The following is a 20,163-nucleotide window of genomic DNA, read 5'->3' as shown; positions in this document are numbered from 1 at the left end:
GCCCGCCCGTCTGCCGAGCGGCCGCCGGCTAGTGGTTCTCAGCCTTCCAAGCGTTGTACGTGTAGTCCAAGAACCGCGCCACGCCCCGCACCACATGCGCACTCCGTACCGACGTGAACACGTCGAACGCGTGCTGGGCCCCAGCCAGCTCCGCATAAGCCACCGGCTGCTGAGACTTTTCCCGCAACCGCCGCACGAACTCCCGGGCCTCACCCACCGGCACCAGCGAATCATCCCGCCCGTGGATCACGAAAAACGGTGGTGCCTCCGAGGAAATCCGGTCCAGGGGAGATGCCGCGATGTAGTCGTCGAGATGCTGTACCGGATCACGATCAGCCGCGAACACCCGCCGCGCGATCAAACTCTCCAGCCGATACTGACTCTCCCGCGATCCCGACGTCGCCGCGAAGTCGTACACCCCGTAGTGCGGTACGCATGCCTGGATGCTCGTGTCGACGTCCTCGAACTCCGGCTGCAGCGCCGGGTCGTTCTGGGACAACGCCAGCAGCGCCGACAGGTGGCCGCCTGCCGAACCGCCCGTCACCGCCACGAAGTCCGGGTCGCCGCCGTACGAGGCGATCGAAGAACGGATCCACGCCAGTGCCTGCTTCGCCGCCACGATGTGCGCCGGCCAGCGGTGTGCCGGGGACAGCGGGTAGTTGATCGCCACGCACACCCAGCCGCGGCGGGCGAGGTAGCGCATCAGGGGCCTGCCCTGCTCCTCCTTGTTGCCGATCACCCACGCGCCCCCGTGGACCTGCAGCAGCACCGGCGCCCCGGTGACCGGCGACGACGGGCGGTACACGTCCAGCAGGAACCGCTTGCCGCCCGGGGCGTACGCGATGTTGCGGTCGACCCGCACGTCCGGCGCGCCCATCCGGAACGGCAGCGCCAGCTCGCCCCACGGCAGCCCCAGGTCCGAACGGCCCAGCCCCTCCGCGTAGTCCTCGCCCAACGCGGCCGTCAGCGCCCCCTCGATCTCCTCGCGGGCTCCGTGACCCGTCCGGATCAGCGCGGCCAGCCCGGCGGCGGACGCGGCGGCCATCGCGAGCCCGGCCTGCGTCGAGCGGTCGCGGACGCCGTGCCGGGCTACGTGCACCGCAGCGTCCGCCGCCGTCAACGCCAGGAACTGGGGTGCGAGCTCTCCGGTCAGCCAGCCGGCGAAGAACGCCGGGATGGTCGTGGACCGGGCTCGCAACGGGCGGAGCGCGTTCGCGGTGAGGCCGAGCTGGACCGCGCGACGGATCAGGAAATTCGGCTGCACCAGCGCGATGATACCGGCGAGTAGTGTAGCGCGCCGCTCACGGGAAGTGGCTTACGCTGATCGGCATGCAGAGACTGAGCGGCCTCGACGCGAGCTTCCTGTACCTCGAGACGCCGGCCCAGGTCCTGCACGTCTGCGGGCTGATGACCCTCGACGGCTCGACCGTCCCCGGCGGCTACAGCTTCGCGAAGCTCGAAGAGAAGCTCGAAGAACGCGTCCGGATGATTCCGGCTTTCCGCCGCAAACTGCACAATCCACTCTGGAACATCGGGCATCCCGTGTGGGTCGAGGACGAGGACTTCGACCTCGACCGCCACGTGCACCGGATCGGCGTGCCGGCCCCCGGCGACCGCGCCGAGCTGGCCGAACTCTGCGCGCACATCGCCGGGCAGCAGCTCGACCGCTCGTACCCGCTCTGGCAGCTGTACGTCATCGAAGGCCTCGCCGACGGCCAGATCGCCGTGCTGCTGAAGATGCACCACGCGAGCGTCGACGGCGTGAGCGGCGCCAGCCTGATCACCTACCTGGCCGGGCTCGAGCCGGACGCGCCGGCGCCGGAGATCGAGGAACCCCGCAACCCGGCGATGCCCTCGCCGCTGAACCTGCTCCGCACCGGCGTCGAAAGCTTCGCGAAACGCCCCGCCGAGATCGTGCGGCTGCTGCCGGACCTGCTGGGCCTGGTGCCGCGGTGGCTCGGGAAAGCGTTGCAGGGCAAGGGGATGCCGATCCCGTTCACCGCGCCGCGGACGTCGCTGAACGGCACGATCACCGGCCACCGCAGCGTCGCGTTCGCCCAGCTCGACCTCGGCGAGGTCAAGGACGTGAAGAACACCTTCGGGGTCACGGTCAACGACGTCGTGCTCGCGCTCGTCGCGGGGGCGCTGCGGGACTTCCTCGAAGCGCGCGGCGAGCTGCCGGAAGACCCCCTGGTGGCGACCGTCCCGGTCTCGGTGCACGACCGGACCGAGCGCGACCACGGCAGCAACAAGGTTTCCGCGTTCTTCGCCTCCCTGCCGACGCACCTGGCCGACCCGGCCGCGCGGGTGTTCTTCCTCGCCGAGGCCAACCGGCTCTCGAAGGACCACCACTACGACATCGACGCCGACATGCTGCAGGACTGGGCGCAGTTCTCGGCCGCGACGGCGTTCGGGCTCGCCGTGCGCGCGTACTCCGCGCTGCGGCTGGCCGAGAAGCACCCGGTGGTGCACAACCTGGTCGTCTCCAACGTGCCCGGGCCGCCGATGCCGCTGTACCTGCTCGGCGCGCGGATCACCGGCCTCTACCCGCTCGGCCCGGTCTTCCACGGCGCCGGCCTGAACGTCACCGTGCTGTCCAACGCCGGCAAGCTGCACGTCGGCCTGCTCGGCGCGCGCGAGCTGGTCAAGGACCTGTGGCCGCTCGCCGACGCGCTCCCGGAGGCCCTCGCGGAGCTGCTCAAGGCCGCGGGCTGAGCACCACGACCGGGATCTCCCGCTCGGTCCACGCCTGGTACTTCGCGAAGTCGGCGTACAGCTCCACCAGCTTCGGCCAGAGATCGGCGCGCTCGTCCGGCGAGGCGTCCCGCGCGGTGACGGGCACATCGCGCCGGCCCTTGAGGTGGACGCGGGTCTCGGGGTGCGCCAGCAGGTTGCGGTACCACTGCGGGTGCTTCGGCAGCCCGCCCTGGGAGCCGACGATGACGACGTCCTCGCCGGAGCGCAGGTAGAGCAGCGGCGTCGTGAACAGCCGGCCGGACTTGCGCCCGCGGTGCTCCAGCAGCAGCGTCGGCACCGGCTTGCGGAAGCCGGCCCCGATCCGCCACGTGCCGCCGACGCGGCCGCCGGTCAGCTTGAAGACCGCCACCTGGGCTTTCGCCCCGTACTTCATGACCTTCGCCGTCACCGGCGAGTCCAGGCCGCCGGGCTTTTCGTCGGGCAGGCTGAAGCGTCCCATCGTGAGTTCCTTCCTCAAAGGGAGTGGACCGCGGCGAGCAGGGCGGGCACCCAGCGGTCGGCGGCGAGCACGCAGGCGGCATGCCCGGCCGCGACTTCGTAGGTCGCCGCGCCGGGGATGCGGCGGGCCAGCGACCGCTGGTGGTCGGGGGCGATGAACCGGTCGCGGGTGGTCACGACGACCGCCGCGGGCAGCCGCAGCGTGGACAGCCAGCGCGTCGAGTCGAATCGGCCGATCTCGTCGACGGCGACCGCGACCTCCCACGGCGTGGTCGACCGGAACTCCCGCAGGCCCCACCGATAGTCCTGTACGCGCTCCCGCGGAATGGCGGGCACGGCCGGCGGCTGCACGCGCTCGCGCAGCCGCTGCAGCGTGCGGCCGAACACGTCGAGCGCGACGCTCTGGCGCAGCCCGCGGCGGAAGTTGCTCGCGGTCGAACAGAGCACCAATCCGGTAACACGTTCTGGTTCGGCGCGGGCGACGAGCTGGGCGACCATCCCGCCCATCGAGTACCCGGCGAGCGCGAACCGCCCGATGCCCAGCGCGTCCGCCACGGCGGTGACGTCTCCGGCGCAGTCGGCGAGCCGGAACTCCGGCGAGCGGATGCCCCGGCCGTGCCACCGCTGGTCGAACACGACGACGCGGTGGTCGCGGGCCAGCCGGTCGAGCGCCGGATACCAGGTCAGCAAGCCCGTGCAGGCCACCGAGTGCAGCAGGACGAGCGCGGGCGCGTCCCGCGGGCCGACGTCGGTGACCACGGTCCGGCCGCGCCCGGGCAGGTCGAGGGGGACCGGGTCGGGCACGCCCGCGGTCGGCGGCACGGTGATCCGCCGGCGCCGGCGCGCGCCGCCCGGTTCGGTCACCGCCACTGATGGTCCTCCGCTGAAGCTCGTCCCAGAGGGGTTGCCGTACCGGCGCTTTCCGGTTAAGACTAGAACAGGTTTCAGTATTGCGCCGATCCGGAGGACAGGCGTGGATTTCACCCTTGACGATACGCAGACGGAGATCGCCGCCCTCGCCGCGAAGGTGCTCGGCGCGGTCGACGACCCGTGGCGCGCACTCGCGTCGTCGGGCCTGCTCGCCCTCGCGCTGCCGCCCGAACTCGAAGGTGACGGCCTGGGCATCGCGGAGATCGCGCAGGTCCTCACCGAGGTCGGCCGCGCCGCCGAGCCGGTGCCCGCCTACGCCGCACTGGCGCTGGGGGTCCTGCCGATCGAGACGCTGGGCACGCCCCAGCAGCGCGCGGAGCTCCTGCCGCCGGTCGCGGCGGGGGAGGCGCTGCTCACCGCGGCCCTGCACGAGCCGTCTGCCCCGCTCGCCGCCGAGCCCGCGACGACCGCGCGGGCCGCCGGCGGCCGCTGGGTCCTCACCGGCGTGAAGACCGCCGTGCCGTACGCGAGCGAAGCCACCAGGATCCTCACGCCGGTGTCCACTCCGCACGGCACCGCCGTCTACCTGGTCGACCCGCACGCCGACGGCGTCACGCTCGTCCGGACGCCGACCTCGGCCGGCGCGCCGGAGTACACCGTGCGCCTCGACGACGTCGCCGTCGAGGAGACGGACCTCCTGTTCGACCGCGGCGCCGTCGAGGCACTGCACCGTCTCGCGGTCGCGGGCGCGCTGGCGGTCGGCGACGGCCTCTTGGCCGGCGCTCTCGCCCTCACCGTGAAGCACGTCGGCGAACGCACCCAGTTCGGCCGGCCCCTCGCGGCGTTCCAGGCGGTGGCCGGCCAGATCGCCGACGTCTACGTCGCCGCCCGGACCGTGCACCTGGCCGTGACGTCGGCGGTGTGGCGGCTCGCGGCCGGCCTGGACGCGGACGCCGAACTGGACATCGCGGCGTACTGGTTCGCCGAAGAGGCACCCAAGGCGCTCGCGACCTGCCACCACCTGCACGGCGGGGTCGGCGTCGACGAAACCTATCCGCTGCACCGGTATTCATCGGCGGTGAAGGACCTCGGCCGGGCGCTCGGCGGCGCCGCGCACCGGCTCGGCAGGCTCGGCGAACGAGTGGCGGGGGTGCGCGGATGCACGTCGAACTGACCGCGGCGCAGAAAGCGCTGCGCACCGAACTGCGCGAGTACTTCGCCGGGCTGATCAGCCCCGAGGAACGCCAGGCCATGCTGCGCGAGCGGCACGGGCCGGTGTTCCGCGAGATCGTCGCGCGGATGGGCCGCGACGGCCGGCTCGGCGTCGGCTGGCCGGTCGAGTACGGCGGGCAGGGCTTCGGCGAGATCGAACAGCACCTGTTCGTCGACGAGGCCGTGCGTGCCGACGTCCAGCTGCCGTCGGTGACGCTCCAGACGGTCGGGCCGACGCTGCAGCAGTACGGCACGGACGAGCAGAAGTCCTTCTTCCTGCCCAAGATCCTGGCCGGCGAGATCCACTTCGCGATCGGCTACACCGAGCCGGAGGCCGGCACCGACCTCGCGGCGCTGCGCACGACGGCGGTGCGCGACGGCGACGAGTACGTCGTCAACGGCCAGAAGATCTTCACCACCGGCGGCCACGACGCCGACTACATCTGGCTCGCCGTGCGGACCGCGCCGGACGCGCCGCGGCACAAGGGCATCTCGATCCTCATCATGGACACGAGCGACCCCGGCTACTCCTGGACGCCGATCATCACGTGCGATGGCGCCCACCACGTCAACGCGACGTACTATTCGGACGTCCGCGTGCCGGTGAACCGCTTGGTGGGCAAGGAGAACGAGGGCTGGCGGCTGATCACGACGCAGCTCAACCACGAGCGCGTCATGCTCGGCCCGGCCGGGCGGATCGGCGGCCTGTACGACCGCGTCCGCGCCTGGGCCGCCGCCCGCGGCCTGCTCGACCTCGCCGACGTCCGGGCCGTGCTGGCCGAGGCCATGGCGGTGACGCGGGTGAACGAGCTGCTGAACTGGCAGGTCGCGGTGTCCTCGGCGAGCGCGCCGGTGACCGTCGCCGACGCGTCGGCGACCAAGGTGTTCAGCTCCGAGGTCATCCAGCGCATCGGCCGGAACCTCGAAGAGCTGGTCGGGCGCCACGGCGACCTGGCCGACCCGGACACCGCCGAGCTGGCGGAATGGCTGGACGTCGCCGCGAAGCGCAACATCGTGCTGACGTTCGGCGGCGGGGTCAGTGAAATCCAACGGGAGCTGATCGCCTCGATCGGCCTGGGCCTGCCGAGGGTGCCGCGATGACCATCGAAGAGACCGCCGCCGAGATCGCCGCCCGCGGCGAGTGCGCGCCGCGCCTCGCGCGCGACCCGGTGAACCAGGCCATGGTGAACAACTGGGTCGAGGCGATCGGGGACGGCAACCCCGTCTACACCGACCCGGAGTTCGCCGCGCACAGCGTCCACAAGGGACTCGTCGCGCCGCCCGCGATGGCCCAGGTGTGGACGATGGGCGGCTTGAACGCGCTGCGCGGCTCCGACGACCCGCTCGGCCTGATGATGGAGCTGCTGGACGAAGCCGGGTTCACGTCCGTCGTCGCGACGAACTCGGAGCAGACCTACCACCGCTACCTGCGGCCCGGCGAACAGGTCGAGGTGCGGACGGCGCTGGAAAGCGTCGTCGGCCCGAAGAAGACCGCGCTGGGGGAGGGCTGGTTCGTCACGACGCGCGCGCGGTGGTACGTCGAGGACGAAGCCGTCGCGGAGATGATGTTCCGCGTCCTCAAGTTCCGGCCGCCCGCCCCGAAACCGCCGCCCGCGCCGGTGCTGCGGCCGGTGATCAGCCGTGACACCGAGTTCTTCTGGGACGGCTTGAAGGAAGGCGAGCTGCGGATCCAGCGCTGGGGCGAGACGCTGCGGCACCCGCCCGGGCCGATGCCGCCCGACGGCTCGCTGGACACGAAGCCGGATTACGTCGTCGCCAGCGGCCGCGGGACGGTGTTCTCGTACGTCGTGCACCACCACCCGCCGGTGCCCGGCAAGGATCTCCCGTTCGTGGTGGCCCTGGTGGAGCTGGAAGAAGGGGTCCGCGTGATGGCCGAGCTGCTCGACGCCCTGCCCGAAGAGGTCCACATCGGACTTCCGGTGGTGGCGGCGTTCGTCCGCGTGGACGACGACCTGACGCTGCCGGCCTGGAAGGTGGCGCGATGACCGTCGCCGAAGGGACCGAGCTGCCGCCGTTGACGATCGAGGCGACGCCGACGTTCGTCGTCAGCACGGCCCTGGCCACCCGCGACTTCCAGGACGTGCACCACGACCGCGACTCGGCGGTGGCGCGCGGGTCGAAGGACATCTTCCTCAACATCCTCACCGACACCGGCCTGGTGCAGCGGTTCGTGTCGGCGTGGGCCGGGCCGGAGGCGCTGATCCGGTCGATCAAGATCCGGCTCGGCGTGCCGTGCTACGCCTACGACACGCTGACGTTCACCGGCCGGGTGGTCTCGCGTGAAGGCAACGACGTCGTCGTGTCGGTGTCCGGAGTGGACTCGCTCGGCGAGCACGTCGCCGGGACCGTGGAGGTGACGCTGCCGTGACGCTCTCGGGCAAGGCCGCCATCGCCGGGATCGGCGCGACGGAGTTCTCGAAGGACTCCGGGCGCAGCGAACTGCGGCTGGCGGCCGAATGCATCTCCCACGCCCTGGCGGACGCGGGACTTTCGGCGTCCGATGTGGATGGTCTGGTGTCGTTCACCATGGACGGCAACGCGGAGATCGCGGTGGCGCGGGAACTGGGGATTCCCGAACTGAAGTTCTTCAGCCGCATCCACTACGGCGGCGGCGCCGCGGCGGCGACCGTGCAGCAGGCGGCGATGGCGGTGGCGACCGGCGTCGCGGACGTCGTCGTCGCCTACCGGGCGTTCAACGAACGCTCGGGCATGCGGTTCGGCCAGGTGTCCTCGGCCGCGGCCGGGCAGGTCAACTCGTCCGGCGTCGACAACGCGTTCCACTACCCGATGGGCATCGCGACGCCGGCGGCGACGGTGGCCATGGTCGCGCAGCGCTACCTCCACGACTACGGCGCGACGAGCGAAGACTTCGGCCGGGTCGCGGTGGTCGACCGCAAGCACGCGGCGACCAACCCGAACGCGTGGTTCCACGAGCGGCCGATCACCCTGGCGGAGCACCAGTCGTCGCGCTGGGTGGCCGAGCCCCTGCACCTGCTCGACTGCTGCCAGGAGAGCGACGGCGGGGTGGCGCTGGTCGTCACCAGTGTCGAACGGGCTCGCGATCTGGGGCAGGCACCGGCGGTGATCGCGGCGGCGGCGCAGGGGAGCGGGCCGGACCAGTACGTGATGACCAGCTACTACCGCGACGACCTGGCCGCGCTGCCGGAGATGGGCGTCGTGGGGCGGCAGCTGTGGGACCAGTCCGGGCTCGGACCGTCCGATGTGGACGTCGCCGTGCTGTACGACCACTTCACGCCGTACGTGCTGATGCAGCTGGAAGAGCTGGGTTTCTGCGGCCGCGGCGAAGCGAAGGACTTCATCGCCGACGGCGCGCTGGAGCTCGACGGCGCGTTGCCGTTGAACCCGCACGGCGGCCAGCTCGGCGAGGCGTACATCCACGGCATGAACGGCATCGCGGAGGGCGTCCGGCAGATCCGCGGCACGGCGGTCAACCAGGTCGCCGGCGCGTCGCGGGTGCTGGTGACGGCGGGGACGGGCGTGCCGACGAGCGGCCTCGTCCTGACGGGTGACTGAGGCGTCACCTCATTGACGGCTGGTGCCCGGCCGTCGTGGGTGTCACGGTGGAGACACCACCCACGACGGAGAGTGAGGCCGACTCGCGATGGTCGTCGACTGGGCGCTCACCGCGGTGTTCGCGGTGCTGGCGCTGCCGTGCGTGCTGCGCCTGGTCCGTCTCGACTACGTCCGGCTGGGCCACGGCGTCCGGCACGGCGACCTGGCGGAGCTGCTGCTGGTGGTCGCGATGGTGGCGATGCTGTCCCCGGTCGGCGGCCCGATCCCGGCGGCGGGCTGGCAGGCGGTCCTGGTGCTGACGGCGGGCTGGTTCGCGGTGGCGTGGTGGAGGGGCCGGCCGGGGTGCGCGCACCACGCGCTCTCGGCGGCGGCGATGCTCTACATGGTGACGGCGATGCCCCACGCGGGCATGGCGCACGGCCCGTGGCTGACGATGGCGACGATGGACGCCCGGCTGGCGTTGCCGCTGGTCGCGGTGGCGGCGGCGGGCTATTTCGTGGTGGACGCGGCGCGGACGGGGGTGCTGGTGGTGCGCGGGTCGGCGGTGGCCGCGGCCGGCCCAGGGCAGGCTTCGCGCGCGGTGTGCCGGGCCGTGATGGGGGCGGGGATGGGGTACCTGCTGCTGGCCTCGGCTTTGTGAGGCTCACGACCGGCTGCGCAGACCACTCAGCCCTCGATGCGGCGGACCTCGCCCAATGGGGGCTCGCCGGGGTCCGGCAGCGCGGCGGCCGGGTGGGCGGCCGTCCACTGGGCTGCCGCCGCGATGTCGTTCTTCAACGCCGTGATCAGGTCCTCCGCCGACGCGTACGCCTGCTGGTCGCGCAGGTGCGAGCCCAGCCACACCACCAGCGTCTCGCCGTACAGGTCGCCCGTGAAGTCCAGCAGGTGGGCTTCCAGCAGCCGGTAGCCGTCCGCTCCGTAGTACGTCGGGCGGCGGCCGACCGAGATCGCCGCCGGGATGCGGGAGCCGTCCTCACGGCCCACCCAGCCCGCCCACACCCCGTCGCCCACGGAGCCGGACTGGTCGCCCAGCGCGATGTTCGCCGTGGGAAAGCCCAGCTCACGGCCTCGCTGGTCGCCCGGCTCGACCGTGCCCCGCACCACGAAATATTCCGAAGTCACCCCTCCACGGTAGCGGGCGACGGCCGGGACGTTCTCACGAAGTGGGCACCAGCACCGTGTCCGCCAGCACCGGCGCGTCGTCCCGCTCGACGGCCGTCGTCGTGACCAGCAGGCGGCCGTCGTCTCGCCACACCCGGATCCGCAGCATCTCGCCCGGGAACACCACACCGGCGAACTTCGTTGCGAACGACGCCACTCGCGCCGGGTCGCCGTCCAGGAACTCGTTCACCAGGACGCGCGCCACGATCCCGTACGTGCACAGCCCGTGCAGGATCGGCCGGTCGAAACCCGCCGCGAGCGCGAACGCCGGGTCCGCGTGCAGCGGGTTCCGGTCCCCGCACAGCCGGTACAGCAGCGCCTGCTGCGGCAGCGTCGGCGTCTCGAAGACGAAGTCCGGCTCACGAGAAGGCCACTCGACGCGGTCCGACGGACCCCGCGAGCCGCCGAAACCCCCTTCGCCCCTGGCGAAGATGCTCGACCGGGCCGTCCACAGTGGATCGCCGGACGACGAGGTCACCGCGACCTCCTGGACCACGACCGCCGCCTTGCCCTTGTCGAAGACGTCCGCGATCCGCGACCGGGCCACCGCCTTCCCCGACGTCGGGATCGGCCGGTGCAGGGTGATCTCCTGCTTGCCGTGCAGCACCTTCGCCAGGTCGATCTCGACCCCGGGGAACGACACCGCCGGCGGGTCGAACACGCGCAGGTTCGCCGCGACCGTCGCGAACGTCGGCAGCACCACCAGGTCCTGCTCGTAGGTGTACCGCAGCTCGTCCGGGCCCGCGCCGAGTGCCAGGTGGTAGAGCAGCACGTCCGACGACGTCCAGGCGAAGTTCACCTCGCCGATCTCGGCGCCGATGGCGACCGCGGGATCGATGGGCACGCGGGGACTCCTATTCGTAGCTGATCGAGACGTCGTCGGTGACCGGCAGCGACTGGCAGGCCAGCACGATGCCGTCCGCCATGTCCTCGGCGTCGAGGACCTCGTTGTGCAGCATCTTCACCTCACCCGACACGACCCGGCACGCGCACGCACTGCATTGTCCCTCGCGGCACGAGTACGGCGCGTCCATCCCCGCGTCCAGCAGGTGGTCCAGGAGCTTCCGCTGCCGCGGCCAGGCCATCGAGCGCGTGTCGCCGTCGAGCGTCACCGTCAGCGACGCCGGCGCCTCGTCCGAAACCGGCTCCTCCTCGGCGGGGGCGTCTTCGAACGGGTTCCCGGTCAGCGACGTGAACTTCTCGACGTGCACCCGGTCCCGCGGCACCCCGAGCTGCCCGAGCGCCTCGCGCGCGGCCGCCATGAAGGGCGCCGGACCACACAGAAAAGCCTCGTGAGACGTGTACGCCGTGGCCAGCCCCCGCAGCTGCGAGACGTCCGGGAGGCCCTGCACGCTCTCCAGCCAGTGGATGACGACGAGCCGGTCTCCGTAGCGTTTCGCCAGCGACGCCAGTTCGCCCGCGAAGATCACCGAGTTCTCATCGCGGTTCGCGTAGACGAGCACGACGCGCCCGGAACCCTGCTCCAGTGCCGTCTTCAGGATCGCCATCACCGGCGTGATGCCGCTGCCGCCGGCGAACAGCAGGAAGTCCTCGTCCACCGACGTCGGGCAGAACACACCCGCGGGCGCGAGCACGTCCACCGTCATTCCCGGGCGAAGCGAAGAGCAGACCCAGCTCGACCCGTACCCGCCGTCGGTCCGCTTGACCGTCACCTGCACGCGGTTCTCGTGCGGCGCGCTCGACAGCGAGTAGCACCGGGCCACCGAGCCGGTCCGGTCGCTGGGGATCCGCAGGGTCAGGAACTGCCCGGCCGAATAGCGGAACGCGTCAGCGTGTTCGGAGGGGATTTCGAAGACCACCGACCGCGCGTCCGGCGTTTCGACGACGACGTCGGCGACCGTCAGCGTGTAGACCCGCTCACCCATCGGCCACCGCCAGCGTGCCGTCGCGCACCGCGTCGCCGATGCTGTCCGCCAGCTTCGGGCACGTGTCGAGGAGCGCCGACGGACCGTCCGCGTCGGCGAACACCGGGCAGCTGTCGGCGGGGCGCGAAGTCCACTGGATGCTCGTGTGCTGGATGCTGTTCTTCTTCACCAGCACGCACGTCCCGCAGCTGCGGCACTCGTGCGGCCGCAGCCCGCCCGACAGGAACTCGGCGGTCTCGGCGGTCGTCACACTTCCGCCTCGGTCTTCTGGCGGGCCAGGTTCTCCGCCACCTCGGCCGCCCACGCCTCGTTGGCCTTCGAAGTGTCCACTTCGAACTCGAACCGCCGGGTCATGTCCTCGGTGACGTCGGCGGCGTCGACGTAGAACTGCTGGTACCAGCGGCGAAGCTGGTAGACCGGACCGTCCTCTTCGCACAGCAGCGGGTTGTCGATCTGGGTCTTGTGCTTCCAGATCTCGACGTCCTGCAGGAATCCCGCGCCGATGCCCTTGGCCAGCTTGGCCGCGATCTTGTCGGCGTGCTCGTCGGTCAGCCCGTGCTGCTTCTTGACCTTCATCCCGTACTGCAGCACGAACGACGTCGGCGTCACGGGGTAGTGGCAGTTGATGAGCACGCTCTCGATCTCGTAGCCCTGGAACGAGTTCACCAGCTTGTTGATCATGTAGGACGGCCCGAAGTACGACGCCTCCGACCGCAGCAGGTTGTCCTCGCCGCCGTAGTTCGACGCCATGCCCATGTCCGGGCGGCCCTTCGTGTTGAGGTACTGCGTGGCGATGTGACCCTCGAACACGTTCTTGAAGTACGTCGGGTAGGCGTAGTGGATGTAGAAGAAGTGCGCCATGTCGACGACGTTGTCGATGATCTCACGGCAGTTGGAGCCGTCGATGAAGATCGAGTCCCACGTCCAGTTGCTCCACTCGGAGCTGTCGGCGGCCTCGATGTGCGGGATGGCCAGCTCTTCCGGCGGCGGGTTGCCTTCCGGGTCGTGCCAGACCATGAGCTGGCCGTTCTGCTCGGACGCCGTCCACGACCGCGTCCGCGCGCGCAGCGGAACCCGCTTGGCGTAGGGGATCGAGACGCACTTGCCCTTGCCGTTCCAGCGCCAGTCGTGGAACGGGCACGCGACCTCGTCGCCCTTGACGCTGCCCTGGGTGAGGTCGCCGCCCATGTGCCGGCAGTAGCCGTCGAGGACGTTCAGGTCGCCCTTCGAGTCGGCGAACACCACCAGCTTCGTGCCGAACGCCGTGACTGCGTGCGGCTTCCCGTCGCGGAAGTCCTTCGCCAGGCCGAGGCAGTGCCAGCCGCGCGCGAAGCGGGTCGGCGGCTCACCGGCGTAGATGGTGCGTACGGATTCCTGCGTCATCGCTCGCCTCCCGTGGTCCCTTGATCTTCGTGCGCCAGCCGCGTCGCCGCAAGGTAGCCGAACACCATGGCGGGACCGATGGTCGCGCCCGGCCCGGCGTACGTGCGGCCCATCACGGCCGCGCTGACGTTGCCCGCGGCGTAGAGGCCCGGCACGACGGAGCCGTCTTCGCGCAGGACCTGCGCGTGCTCGTCGGTGCGCAGGCCGCCCTTGGTCCCCAGGTCGCCCGGGACGATCTTCACCGCGTAGTACGGCGCCTTGTCCAGGGGACCGAGGCTGGGGTTGGGCTTGTTGCGCGGGTCGCCGTAGTAGTGGTCGTACTTGCTGACCCCGCGCTGGAAGTCCTCGTCGACGCCGTTGCGCGCGAAGCCGTTGAAGCGTTCGACGGTCGCGGCGAGACCTTCCGGCGGGACGTCCATTTTCGCGGCCAGGCCTTCCAGCGAGCCCGACTTCACCGCGATCCCGGCCTTGAACCAGCGCCCGGGCAGCGGCTGCCGCGGTCCGACGCCGGTGAACATGTACCGGTCCTTGTAGCGCTGGTCGAACACCAGCCAGGTCGGGATGTGCGCGCCCGGCCCGTCCCCGGGGCCGTACATCGCGTGCACGGCCTCGACGTAGGGCGCCGACTCGTTGACGAACCGCTCGCCGCGGGCGTCGACCATGATGCAGCGCGGCCGCGACCGCTCGGCGAGCGCGAACCACGGCCCGCCGGTGAGCGGCAGGGACGGGCCCCACCAGGCGTCGTCCATCAGGTCGAGCGCGGCACCCAGCTTGAGGCCGGCGGTGATGCCGTCGCCGGTGTTGGCGGCCGCGCCGACGGTCCAGTCGATGCCGATCGGGGCGCGCTGGTACTTCTCGCGCATCTCGAGGTTCTGCTCGAACCCGCCGCTGGCGAGGATCACGCCCCGCCGGGCCTCGATGACTCCCTGCGCGGTGACGACGCCGGTGACGCGGTCGTCCTCGATGTGCAGGTCGACCAGTGGGGTGTTCAGCCGGACTTCGACGCCCGCCCTGGTCAGGCCCACCCGCAGGCCGGCCGCAAGCGCTTGCCCCATGCTCAGCAGCCGCTGCCCGCGGACCTTGCCGACGAGCCACTGGACGCCGAGCGACAGCATCCGGACGGCACCGCGCGGGTGCCGGGCCAGCAGGCTCAGCCAGCGGTAGTCGGCCTGGGTGATGGGCACGCCGAGCGGGGGAGCGCTGTACGGCGGCTCGAGGTGGGCCAGCTCGTCGCCGAGCAGCTTGCCGTCGAAGGCCATCGGCTCGACCGAGCGTCCGCCGGAGCGCCCGCCGGGCGCTTCGGGGTGGTAGTCGCTGTAGTTCCGGACCCAGCGGAACTTGAGCGGGGTGTGGTCGCACACGAACTTCAGCACCTCGGGGCCGTGCGCGAGAAACGTGTCGCGCCGGACGGCCGGGACGACGTCGCCGACGATCGAGGCCAGGTACTCGCGGGCCCGCTCGGGTGGTTCGTCGATCCCGGCGGCACGCAGCGCGTGGTTGCCCGGCAGCCAGACCCCGCCGCCGGAGCGGGCGGTCGAGCCGCCGAAACAGGGGGCCTTTTCCAGGAGGACCACGCTCAGGCCGTTGTGGGCCGCGGCCAGCGCGGCGGTCATCCCGGCAGCGCCGCTGCCGACCACGACGACGTCGAACTGCTCCGTCATGCCACCTCACCTATAACGTGTTCCACAAGACGAGTATCCAGTTGAGGGTCGCTTTCGGCCACCATAGACGAGAACGTGTTCCAGTTCTAGGGTGGTGACCATGGACGAACTCGTCGCGGACGTGGTGATCGTGGGCTTCGGGGCGGCCGGCGCCTGCGCCGCCCTGGAAGCGGCCGACGCCGGTGCGGACGTCATTCTCGTCGAGCGGTTCGCCGGCGGGGGCGCCAGTGCGGTCAGCGGAGGCGTGGTCTACGCGGGCGGCGGCACCGCCCAGCAACTCGACGCGGGCGTCGACGACTCGGTCGACGCGATGTACGCCTACCTGCGGCTCGAAGCCGGGGACGTGGTCTCGGAGCAGACGCTCAAGCGTTTCTGCGAAGGCAGCCGCGAGATGATCACCTGGCTGGAGGGCAACGGCGTGCCGTTCGAAGGCAGCCTGTGTCCCTACAAGACGTCGTACCCGAGCGACGCGCACTACCTGTACTACTCCGGTAGCGAAGCCGCGGGCGGTTTCCGGGACGCGGCGAAGCCCGCCCCGCGCGGCCACCGCGTCAAGGGGCCCGGGACCTCGGGGAAGATGCTGATGACGCGCCTCAAAGAGGCCGTCGCGAAGCGCGGGGTGCGGGTGCTGACCCAGACGAACGCCCGCGGCCTGATCCGGGACGACGACGGCCGCGTCACCGGGCTCGTCGCCGACACGCTGCAGGACGCATCGCCAGGTGTGCGCGCTCGCCATCGCCGGCTCGCGCAGTACGCGGCCAAGCCGGGCATCTACGTGCCGTCCTTGCGGAAGTCGCTGCACCGCCGCGTCGAACGGATCGAACGCGCGCACGGCCGTGAGCTGCGGATCACCGCCCGGCGCGGCGTCGTGCTGGCCGCGGGCGGGTTCATCGCCAACCGTGAGCTGGTGCGCGAGCACGCGCCGGCCTACCGCGGCGGGCTCCCGCTCGGCACGTCCGCCGACGACGGCTCGGGCCTCCGGCTCGGCGTCGACGCCGGGGCCGCGACGGGCGAACTGGGCCGGATCTCGGCGTGGCGGTTCATCACGCCGCCCAGTGCGTTCCTCGGCGGGATCATCGTCGACGCCGCCGGGCGCCGGGTCATCGACGAGTCCCGGTACGGCGCCGCGGTCGGCGAAAAGCTCATCGAAGACCACGAGAGCAAGGGCTGGCTGCTCGTCGACGCACCGATCGTCGCCGATGCCCGGCGGGACACCAAGGCGCAAAGCCAGTGGTTCCAGGGACTTCAGCTGCGCTACCTGCTGCGCCGCGGCCGCGTCACCGGCGCGACAGTCGAGGAAGCGGCGCGCAAGGCCGGTGTCGACCCCCAGGGGCTGCGCACGAGCGTCGAGGCCTACCACGGCGCCGAGGACCCGATGGGCAAGCCCGCCGAGTTCGCGCGGCGGCTGGAGCACCCGCCGTTCTCGCTCATCGACATCTCGGTGCGGCCCAACCTCGGCTACCCCACGCCGATGCTGACCCTCGGTGGCCTGGTCGTGGACGAGGACACCGGCGCCGTGCGGAGCGAAGCGGGAGAGCCGATCGCGGGCCTGTACGCCGCCGGGCGCACCGCGGTGGGAATCTGTTCCAGATCGTACGTGAGCGGTCTGTCCCTGGCCGACTGCGTGTTTTCCGGCCGGAGAGCAGGGATCAACAGCGCGCTGGCGCAGGGCGTTCTCGACAAAAACGAGAACGTGTTCTAGTCTTGCCGGAGTGAACGCGAGAGAGGACTGCGCATGAGTGAGCCGGTGATCGCCGGGGTCCGGGACCTCCTGCCGGTCCTGCGGGAACGGGCCCAGGACACCGAGGACGCGCGAAACGTCCCCGAGGAGTCCGTCAAGGCCCTGCAGGAGACCGGGTTCTTCAAGCTGCTGCAACCGAAGCCGTACGGCGGTTTCGAAGCCGACCCGGTGAGCTTCTACACCGCGGTCAAGCTGATCGCGAGCGCGTGCGGGTCCACCGGCTGGGTCGCCTCCATCCTCGGCGTCCACCCGTGGCACGTGGCGCTGTTCGACGCGCAGGCCCAGCAAGAGGTGTGGGGTGAAGACGAGGACGTGCGGATCTCCTCGTCGTACGCCCCGATGGGCAAGGCGGAGGTCGTCGAAGGCGGCTACCGGCTCTCGGGCCGGTGGAGCTTCTCCTCCGGCTCCGGTCACTGCACGTGGGTGCTGCTCGGGGGACCCGCGTTCAAGGACGGCAAGCCGGTCGACTTCTGCACCTACCTGCTGCCCATCGCGGACTACACCATCGTGGACGTCTGGGACACCGTGGGCCTGCGCGGGACCGGGTCGAACGACATCGTCGTCGAGGACGTGTTCATCCCGCAGCACCGCGCGCTGAGCTTCATCGCGACGTCGAAGTGCAAGGTGCCGGGCCAGGCCGTCAACCCCGGCCCGCTGTACCGGCTGCCCTACGGTTCGGTGCACCCCAGCACCATCACCGCGCCGATCATCGGCATGGCGCAGGGTGCCTACGACGCGCACGTCGAGCACCAGCGCAAGCGCGTGCGGGCCGCGTACGCCGGCGAGCAGTCCAAAGAGGACCCGTTCGCCAAGGTGCGGATCGCCGAGGCGGCCAGCGAAATCGACGCCGCGTGGCTGCAGCTCACGCGCAACATCGACGAGCTGTACGAGCTGGCCAAGCGCGAGGAGCGGCTGCCTTCGGACCTGCGCCTGCGGGTCCGGCGTGACCAGGTGCGCGGCACGGAACGCGCGATCTCCGCGATCGACCGGCTCTTCGAGAACTCCGGCGGCCGCGCGATCCAGCGCGGCACGCCGATCCAGCGCTTCTGGCGCGACGCGCACGCCGGCCGGGTCCACGCGGCCAACGACGCCGAGCGCGCGTACGTCATGTTCGGCACCGGCGCCTTCGGGCTCCCCGTCGAGAACGCGATGTACTGATGGCCGCTCCGGAAGGCAAGTACGTCCAGGCCGGCTCGCTGAAACTGCACTACCACGAGGCCGGCGCCGAGCACGCCGAGACCGTGATCCTGCTGCACGGCGGCGGGCCCGGCGCGTCGGCGTGGAGCAACTTCGGGCGCAACCTGCCGGAGTTCGCCAAGCACTACCGGACGATCGCCGTCGACCAGCCCGGCTTCGGGCGGTCGGACAAGCCGACCGAGCACCCGCAGTACTTCCGCCACAGCGCCGACGCCGTCGTCGGCCTGATGGACGCGCTGGGCGTCGAGCGCGCCCACTTCGTCGGCAACTCCCTGGGTGGTGGGGCCGCGGTCCGGCTCGCGCTGAACCACGGCAAACGCGCCGGGCGGCTGGTGCTGATGGGACCGGGCGGGCTGAGTGTCAACCTCTTCGCGCCCGACCCCACCGAAGGCGTCAAGAACCTTGGTAAGTTCGCGGCGAAGCCGAGCCGCGAACGCATGGAGGCCTTCCTGCGCATCATGGTCCACGACCAGTCGCTGATCACCGACGAGCTGATCGACGACCGCTTCGCCGCGGCGAACACACCCGAGTCGCTCGCCGCGATGCGCGCGATGGGGATGTCGTTCGCCCAGCCCGACACCTACGAAGAAGGCATGCTCTGGCGCGAGGCCCACCGCCTCCGCCAGCGCGTGCTGCTGATTTGGGGCCGCGAAGATCGCGTCAACCCCCTGGACGGCGCGCTCGTGCCTTTGAAGACGATTCCGCGCGCGCAGCTGCACGTGTTCGGCGGCTGCGGGCACTGGGCCCAGCTGGAGAAGTTCGACGAATTCAACCGGCTGGCCCTCGACTTCCTCGGGAGTTCCTGATGGGCATCCGGTCACTGGGCTACCTCCGCATCGAAGCCACCGACATGGCCGCGTGGCGCGAATACGGGCTCAAGGTGCTCGGCATGGTCGAAGGCAAGGGCGTCGACCCGGAGTCGCTGTACCTGCGGATGGACGACTTCCCGGCACGCCTGGTCATCTCGCCCGGCACCGCCGACCGGCTGGCGACCACCGGCTGGGAGGTCGCGAACGCCGGCGAGCTGGCCGAACTGCGGTCGCGGCTGGACAGCGCGTCGGTGCCCTACAAGGAGGGCACGCCCGAAGAGCTGGCCGACCGGCGCGTGGTCGAGCTGATCAGCTTCGACGACCCGTCCGGCAACACCCAGGAGGTGTTCCACGGCGTCGCGTTGCAGCACCGGCGCGTCGTGAGCCCGTACGGCCACACGTTCGTCACCGGGGAGCAGGGCCTCGGCCACGTCGTGTTGTCCACAAAGGACGACGAGGCGTCGCTGCGGTTCTATCGCGACGTCCTGGGTTTCCGGCTGCGCGACTCCATGCGCCTGCCACCGCAGATGGTCGGCAGGCCCGCCGACGGCGAACCCGCGTGGCTGCGCTTCTTCGGCTGCAACCCGCGCCACCACAGCCTCGCGTTCCTGCCGATGCCCACGCCGAGCGGGATCGTGCACCTGATGGTCGAGGTGGAGAACACCGACGACGTCGGCCTGTGCCTCGACCGCGCGATCCGGCGCAAGGTGCCGATGTCGGCCACGCTCGGCCGGCACGTCAACGACCTGATGCTGTCGTTCTACATGAAGACCCCCGGCGGCTTCGACGTCGAGTTCGGCTGCGAAGGCCGCCAGGTCGACGACGAAAACTGGATCGCCCGCGAGAGCACGGCGGTTTCCCTGTGGGGGCACGACTTCTCGGTCGGCGCGCGGCCGCCCGGCGCATGACCGCCGTGGTGGTCGACCAGGCCGGGTTCCGCAGCGTGCTCGGGCACTTCTGCACGGGCGTCACGGTGGTCACCGGCCGGGACGGCGACACCCTCGCCGGGTTCGCGTGCCAGTCGTTCGCCGCGCTGTCGCTCGACCCGCCGCTGGTGCTGTTCTGCCCGGCCCGCACCTCGCGGACCTGGCCGGTGCTCGCCGCGGCGGGCCGGTTCGCGGTCAACGTCCTGGCCGAGGACCAGCAGGAGGTCAGCGCGGTGTTCGGCGCCCGCGGCGAGGACAAGTTCGCCCGGGTGGGCTGGACGCCGGCGCCGTCCGGGGCCCCGCTGCTCGACGGCGCGCTGACGTGGATCGACTGTGCGCTGGAGGCGGTGCACGAGGCGGGTGACCACTACGTCGTGATCGGCCGGGTGACGGCGCTGGGTGCGCCGTCGGACGCGCGGCCGCTGCTGTTCCACCGGGGGCGGTACGCCGTGACCGAGCCGGCCCAGGACGCGTTGGCGGCGCTGATGCCCTGGCCGCGTCCCGACGACTGGCTCTGACGCGTAACGGCCGCCGGGCCGCGGGCGACTTCCCGGGGAGTCGTCGCCG

The 20,163-nt window shown here is 71.2% G+C and carries 21 protein-coding genes; 12 read left to right on the top strand and 9 right to left on the bottom strand.

From position 1 onward, the window contains the following. Positions 1–28 precede the first annotated feature (28 nt). A complete protein-coding gene (locus QSK39_RS41645; RefSeq protein ID WP_285483312.1) occupies positions 29–1,264 on the bottom strand; it encodes an alpha/beta hydrolase in 1,236 nt (411 codons plus the stop codon). 65 nt (positions 1,265–1,329) lie between these two features. Here QSK39_RS41645 and QSK39_RS41640 point away from each other — a divergent pair, with 65 nt between their 5' ends. Then, a complete protein-coding gene (locus QSK39_RS41640; protein ID WP_285483311.1) occupies positions 1,330–2,715 on the top strand; it encodes a WS/DGAT/MGAT family O-acyltransferase in 1,386 nt (461 codons plus the stop codon). Here the strand turns inward: QSK39_RS41640 and QSK39_RS41635 are convergent. Continuing rightward, positions 2,699–3,196 carry a nitroreductase family deazaflavin-dependent oxidoreductase gene (locus tag QSK39_RS41635; protein WP_285483310.1) on the bottom strand — a complete coding sequence of 166 codons (498 nt, stop codon included), beginning with the start codon at positions 3,194–3,196 and terminating at the stop codon, positions 2,699–2,701. The two genes, QSK39_RS41640 and QSK39_RS41635, sit on opposite strands and share 17 nt — an antisense overlap. 14 nt (positions 3,197–3,210) lie before the next feature. Then, positions 3,211–4,059, bottom strand: coding sequence for an alpha/beta fold hydrolase (locus QSK39_RS41630; protein WP_285483309.1), 849 nt, complete (start codon positions 4,057–4,059; stop codon positions 3,211–3,213). A gap of 109 nt (positions 4,060–4,168) precedes the next feature. Here QSK39_RS41630 and QSK39_RS41625 point away from each other — a divergent pair, with 109 nt between their 5' ends. The 6 genes from QSK39_RS41625 (at position 4,169) to QSK39_RS41600 (ending at position 9,472) form a co-directional block, all read left to right on the top strand. Continuing rightward, positions 4,169–5,239: an acyl-CoA dehydrogenase family protein gene (locus QSK39_RS41625; protein WP_285483308.1), complete on the top strand. Its 1,071-nt coding sequence runs from the start codon at positions 4,169–4,171 to the stop codon at positions 5,237–5,239. After that, positions 5,224–6,378 (top strand): acyl-CoA dehydrogenase family protein, encoded by a 1,155-nt coding sequence (locus tag QSK39_RS41620; protein WP_285483307.1) that lies wholly within the window; start codon positions 5,224–5,226, stop codon positions 6,376–6,378. The genes QSK39_RS41625 and QSK39_RS41620 overlap by 16 nt, the downstream gene beginning before the upstream one ends. Further along, entirely contained in the window at positions 6,375–7,283 is a 909-nt protein-coding gene (locus QSK39_RS41615; RefSeq protein ID WP_285483306.1) for a bifunctional MaoC family dehydratase N-terminal/OB-fold nucleic acid binding domain-containing protein, read from the top strand. The genes QSK39_RS41620 and QSK39_RS41615 overlap by 4 nt, the downstream gene beginning before the upstream one ends. Continuing rightward, positions 7,280–7,666, top strand: coding sequence for a MaoC family dehydratase (locus tag QSK39_RS41610; protein ID WP_285483305.1), 387 nt, complete (start codon positions 7,280–7,282; stop codon positions 7,664–7,666). Before QSK39_RS41615 ends, QSK39_RS41610 begins: the two co-directional genes overlap by 4 nt. Then, positions 7,663–8,832: a lipid-transfer protein gene (locus tag QSK39_RS41605; RefSeq protein ID WP_285483304.1), complete on the top strand. Its 1,170-nt coding sequence runs from the start codon at positions 7,663–7,665 to the stop codon at positions 8,830–8,832. The genes QSK39_RS41610 and QSK39_RS41605 overlap by 4 nt, the downstream gene beginning before the upstream one ends. An 88-nt stretch (positions 8,833–8,920) precedes the next feature. Next, on the top strand, positions 8,921–9,472 hold the full coding sequence (locus QSK39_RS41600) for a DUF5134 domain-containing protein (protein ID WP_285483303.1): 552 nt from the start codon (positions 8,921–8,923) through the stop codon (positions 9,470–9,472). Between the two features lie 26 nt (positions 9,473–9,498). On the opposite strand, the gene QSK39_RS41595 is transcribed toward QSK39_RS41600, so the two are convergent. The 6 genes from QSK39_RS41595 to kstD are packed head-to-tail and all read right to left on the bottom strand — an operon-like array spanning position 9,499 to position 14,923. Further along, entirely contained in the window at positions 9,499–9,954 is a 456-nt protein-coding gene (locus QSK39_RS41595; RefSeq protein WP_285483302.1) for a riboflavin kinase, read from the bottom strand. 34 nt (positions 9,955–9,988) lie between these two features. Then, entirely contained in the window at positions 9,989–10,837 is an 849-nt protein-coding gene (chsH3, locus tag QSK39_RS41590) for an enoyl-CoA hydratase ChsH3 (protein ID WP_285483301.1), read from the bottom strand. Positions 10,838–10,847: 10 nt separating this feature from the next. Then, the gene (locus QSK39_RS41585; protein ID WP_285483300.1) at positions 10,848–11,879 is read right to left on the bottom strand and encodes a ferredoxin--NADP reductase; all 1,032 of its coding nucleotides are present in this window, start codon (positions 11,877–11,879) and stop codon (positions 10,848–10,850) included. Continuing rightward, on the bottom strand, positions 11,872–12,129 hold the full coding sequence (locus QSK39_RS41580; protein WP_285483299.1) for a hypothetical protein: 258 nt from the start codon (positions 12,127–12,129) through the stop codon (positions 11,872–11,874). The genes QSK39_RS41585 and QSK39_RS41580 overlap by 8 nt, the downstream gene beginning before the upstream one ends. Further along, entirely contained in the window at positions 12,126–13,262 is a 1,137-nt protein-coding gene (locus tag QSK39_RS41575; protein ID WP_285483298.1) for a 3-ketosteroid-9-alpha-monooxygenase, oxygenase component, read from the bottom strand. Before QSK39_RS41575 ends, QSK39_RS41580 begins: the two co-directional genes overlap by 4 nt. Then, the gene (gene kstD, locus QSK39_RS41570; protein WP_285483297.1) at positions 13,259–14,923 is read right to left on the bottom strand and encodes a 3-oxosteroid 1-dehydrogenase; all 1,665 of its coding nucleotides are present in this window, start codon (positions 14,921–14,923) and stop codon (positions 13,259–13,261) included. Before kstD ends, QSK39_RS41575 begins: the two co-directional genes overlap by 4 nt. 100 nt (positions 14,924–15,023) lie before the next feature. Between kstD and QSK39_RS41565 the strand changes: the two genes are divergently transcribed. The 5 genes from QSK39_RS41565 to hsaB are packed head-to-tail and all read left to right on the top strand — an operon-like array spanning position 15,024 to position 20,114. Further along, complete coding sequence (locus tag QSK39_RS41565) at positions 15,024–16,625, top strand: FAD-binding protein (protein WP_285483296.1); 1,602 nt, start codon at positions 15,024–15,026, stop codon at positions 16,623–16,625. Between the two features lie 33 nt (positions 16,626–16,658). Beyond that, positions 16,659–17,822: a 3-hydroxy-9,10-secoandrosta-1,3,5(10)-triene-9,17-dione monooxygenase oxygenase subunit gene (hsaA, locus tag QSK39_RS41560; protein WP_285483295.1), complete on the top strand. Its 1,164-nt coding sequence runs from the start codon at positions 16,659–16,661 to the stop codon at positions 17,820–17,822. After that, entirely contained in the window at positions 17,822–18,667 is an 846-nt protein-coding gene (gene hsaD, locus QSK39_RS41555) for a 4,5:9,10-diseco-3-hydroxy-5,9,17-trioxoandrosta-1(10),2-diene-4-oate hydrolase (RefSeq protein ID WP_285483294.1), read from the top strand. The genes hsaA and hsaD overlap by 1 nt, the downstream gene beginning before the upstream one ends. Then, on the top strand, positions 18,667–19,578 hold the full coding sequence (hsaC, locus tag QSK39_RS41550; protein ID WP_285483293.1) for an iron-dependent extradiol dioxygenase HsaC: 912 nt from the start codon (positions 18,667–18,669) through the stop codon (positions 19,576–19,578). Before hsaD ends, hsaC begins: the two co-directional genes overlap by 1 nt. Further along, a complete protein-coding gene (gene hsaB, locus QSK39_RS41545; RefSeq protein ID WP_285483292.1) occupies positions 19,575–20,114 on the top strand; it encodes a 3-hydroxy-9,10-secoandrosta-1,3,5(10)-triene-9,17-dione monooxygenase reductase subunit in 540 nt (179 codons plus the stop codon). Before hsaC ends, hsaB begins: the two co-directional genes overlap by 4 nt. Positions 20,115–20,163: the final 49 nt, after the last annotated feature.

Origin of the sequence: Amycolatopsis sp. NBRC 101858, assembly GCF_030269325.1 — a bacterium.
In the GTDB taxonomy this organism is placed as follows: domain Bacteria; phylum Actinomycetota; class Actinomycetes; order Mycobacteriales; family Pseudonocardiaceae; genus Amycolatopsis; species Amycolatopsis ponsaeliensis.
This window is presented reverse-complemented; position numbering and strand designations above follow the sequence as displayed.

Coding starts and splice junctions, on each gene's coding strand:
- kstD (WP_285483297.1), bottom strand. CDS start 14,923: ATGACGGAGCAGTTCGACGTCGTCGTGGTCGGCAGCGGCGCTGCCGGG.
- QSK39_RS41640 (WP_285483311.1), top strand. CDS start 1,330: ATGCAGAGACTGAGCGGCCTCGACGCGAGCTTCCTGTACCTCGAGACG.
- QSK39_RS41600 (WP_285483303.1), top strand. CDS start 8,921: ATGGTCGTCGACTGGGCGCTCACCGCGGTGTTCGCGGTGCTGGCGCTG.
- QSK39_RS41615 (WP_285483306.1), top strand. CDS start 6,375: ATGACCATCGAAGAGACCGCCGCCGAGATCGCCGCCCGCGGCGAGTGC.
- hsaD (WP_285483294.1), top strand. CDS start 17,822: ATGGCCGCTCCGGAAGGCAAGTACGTCCAGGCCGGCTCGCTGAAACTG.
- QSK39_RS41585 (WP_285483300.1), bottom strand. CDS start 11,879: ATGGGTGAGCGGGTCTACACGCTGACGGTCGCCGACGTCGTCGTCGAA.
- hsaB (WP_285483292.1), top strand. CDS start 19,575: ATGACCGCCGTGGTGGTCGACCAGGCCGGGTTCCGCAGCGTGCTCGGG.
- hsaA (WP_285483295.1), top strand. CDS start 16,659: ATGAGTGAGCCGGTGATCGCCGGGGTCCGGGACCTCCTGCCGGTCCTG.
- QSK39_RS41635 (WP_285483310.1), bottom strand. CDS start 3,196: ATGGGACGCTTCAGCCTGCCCGACGAAAAGCCCGGCGGCCTGGACTCG.
- QSK39_RS41575 (WP_285483298.1), bottom strand. CDS start 13,262: ATGACGCAGGAATCCGTACGCACCATCTACGCCGGTGAGCCGCCGACC.
- QSK39_RS41620 (WP_285483307.1), top strand. CDS start 5,224: ATGCACGTCGAACTGACCGCGGCGCAGAAAGCGCTGCGCACCGAACTG.
- hsaC (WP_285483293.1), top strand. CDS start 18,667: ATGGGCATCCGGTCACTGGGCTACCTCCGCATCGAAGCCACCGACATG.
- QSK39_RS41610 (WP_285483305.1), top strand. CDS start 7,280: ATGACCGTCGCCGAAGGGACCGAGCTGCCGCCGTTGACGATCGAGGCG.
- QSK39_RS41565 (WP_285483296.1), top strand. CDS start 15,024: ATGGACGAACTCGTCGCGGACGTGGTGATCGTGGGCTTCGGGGCGGCC.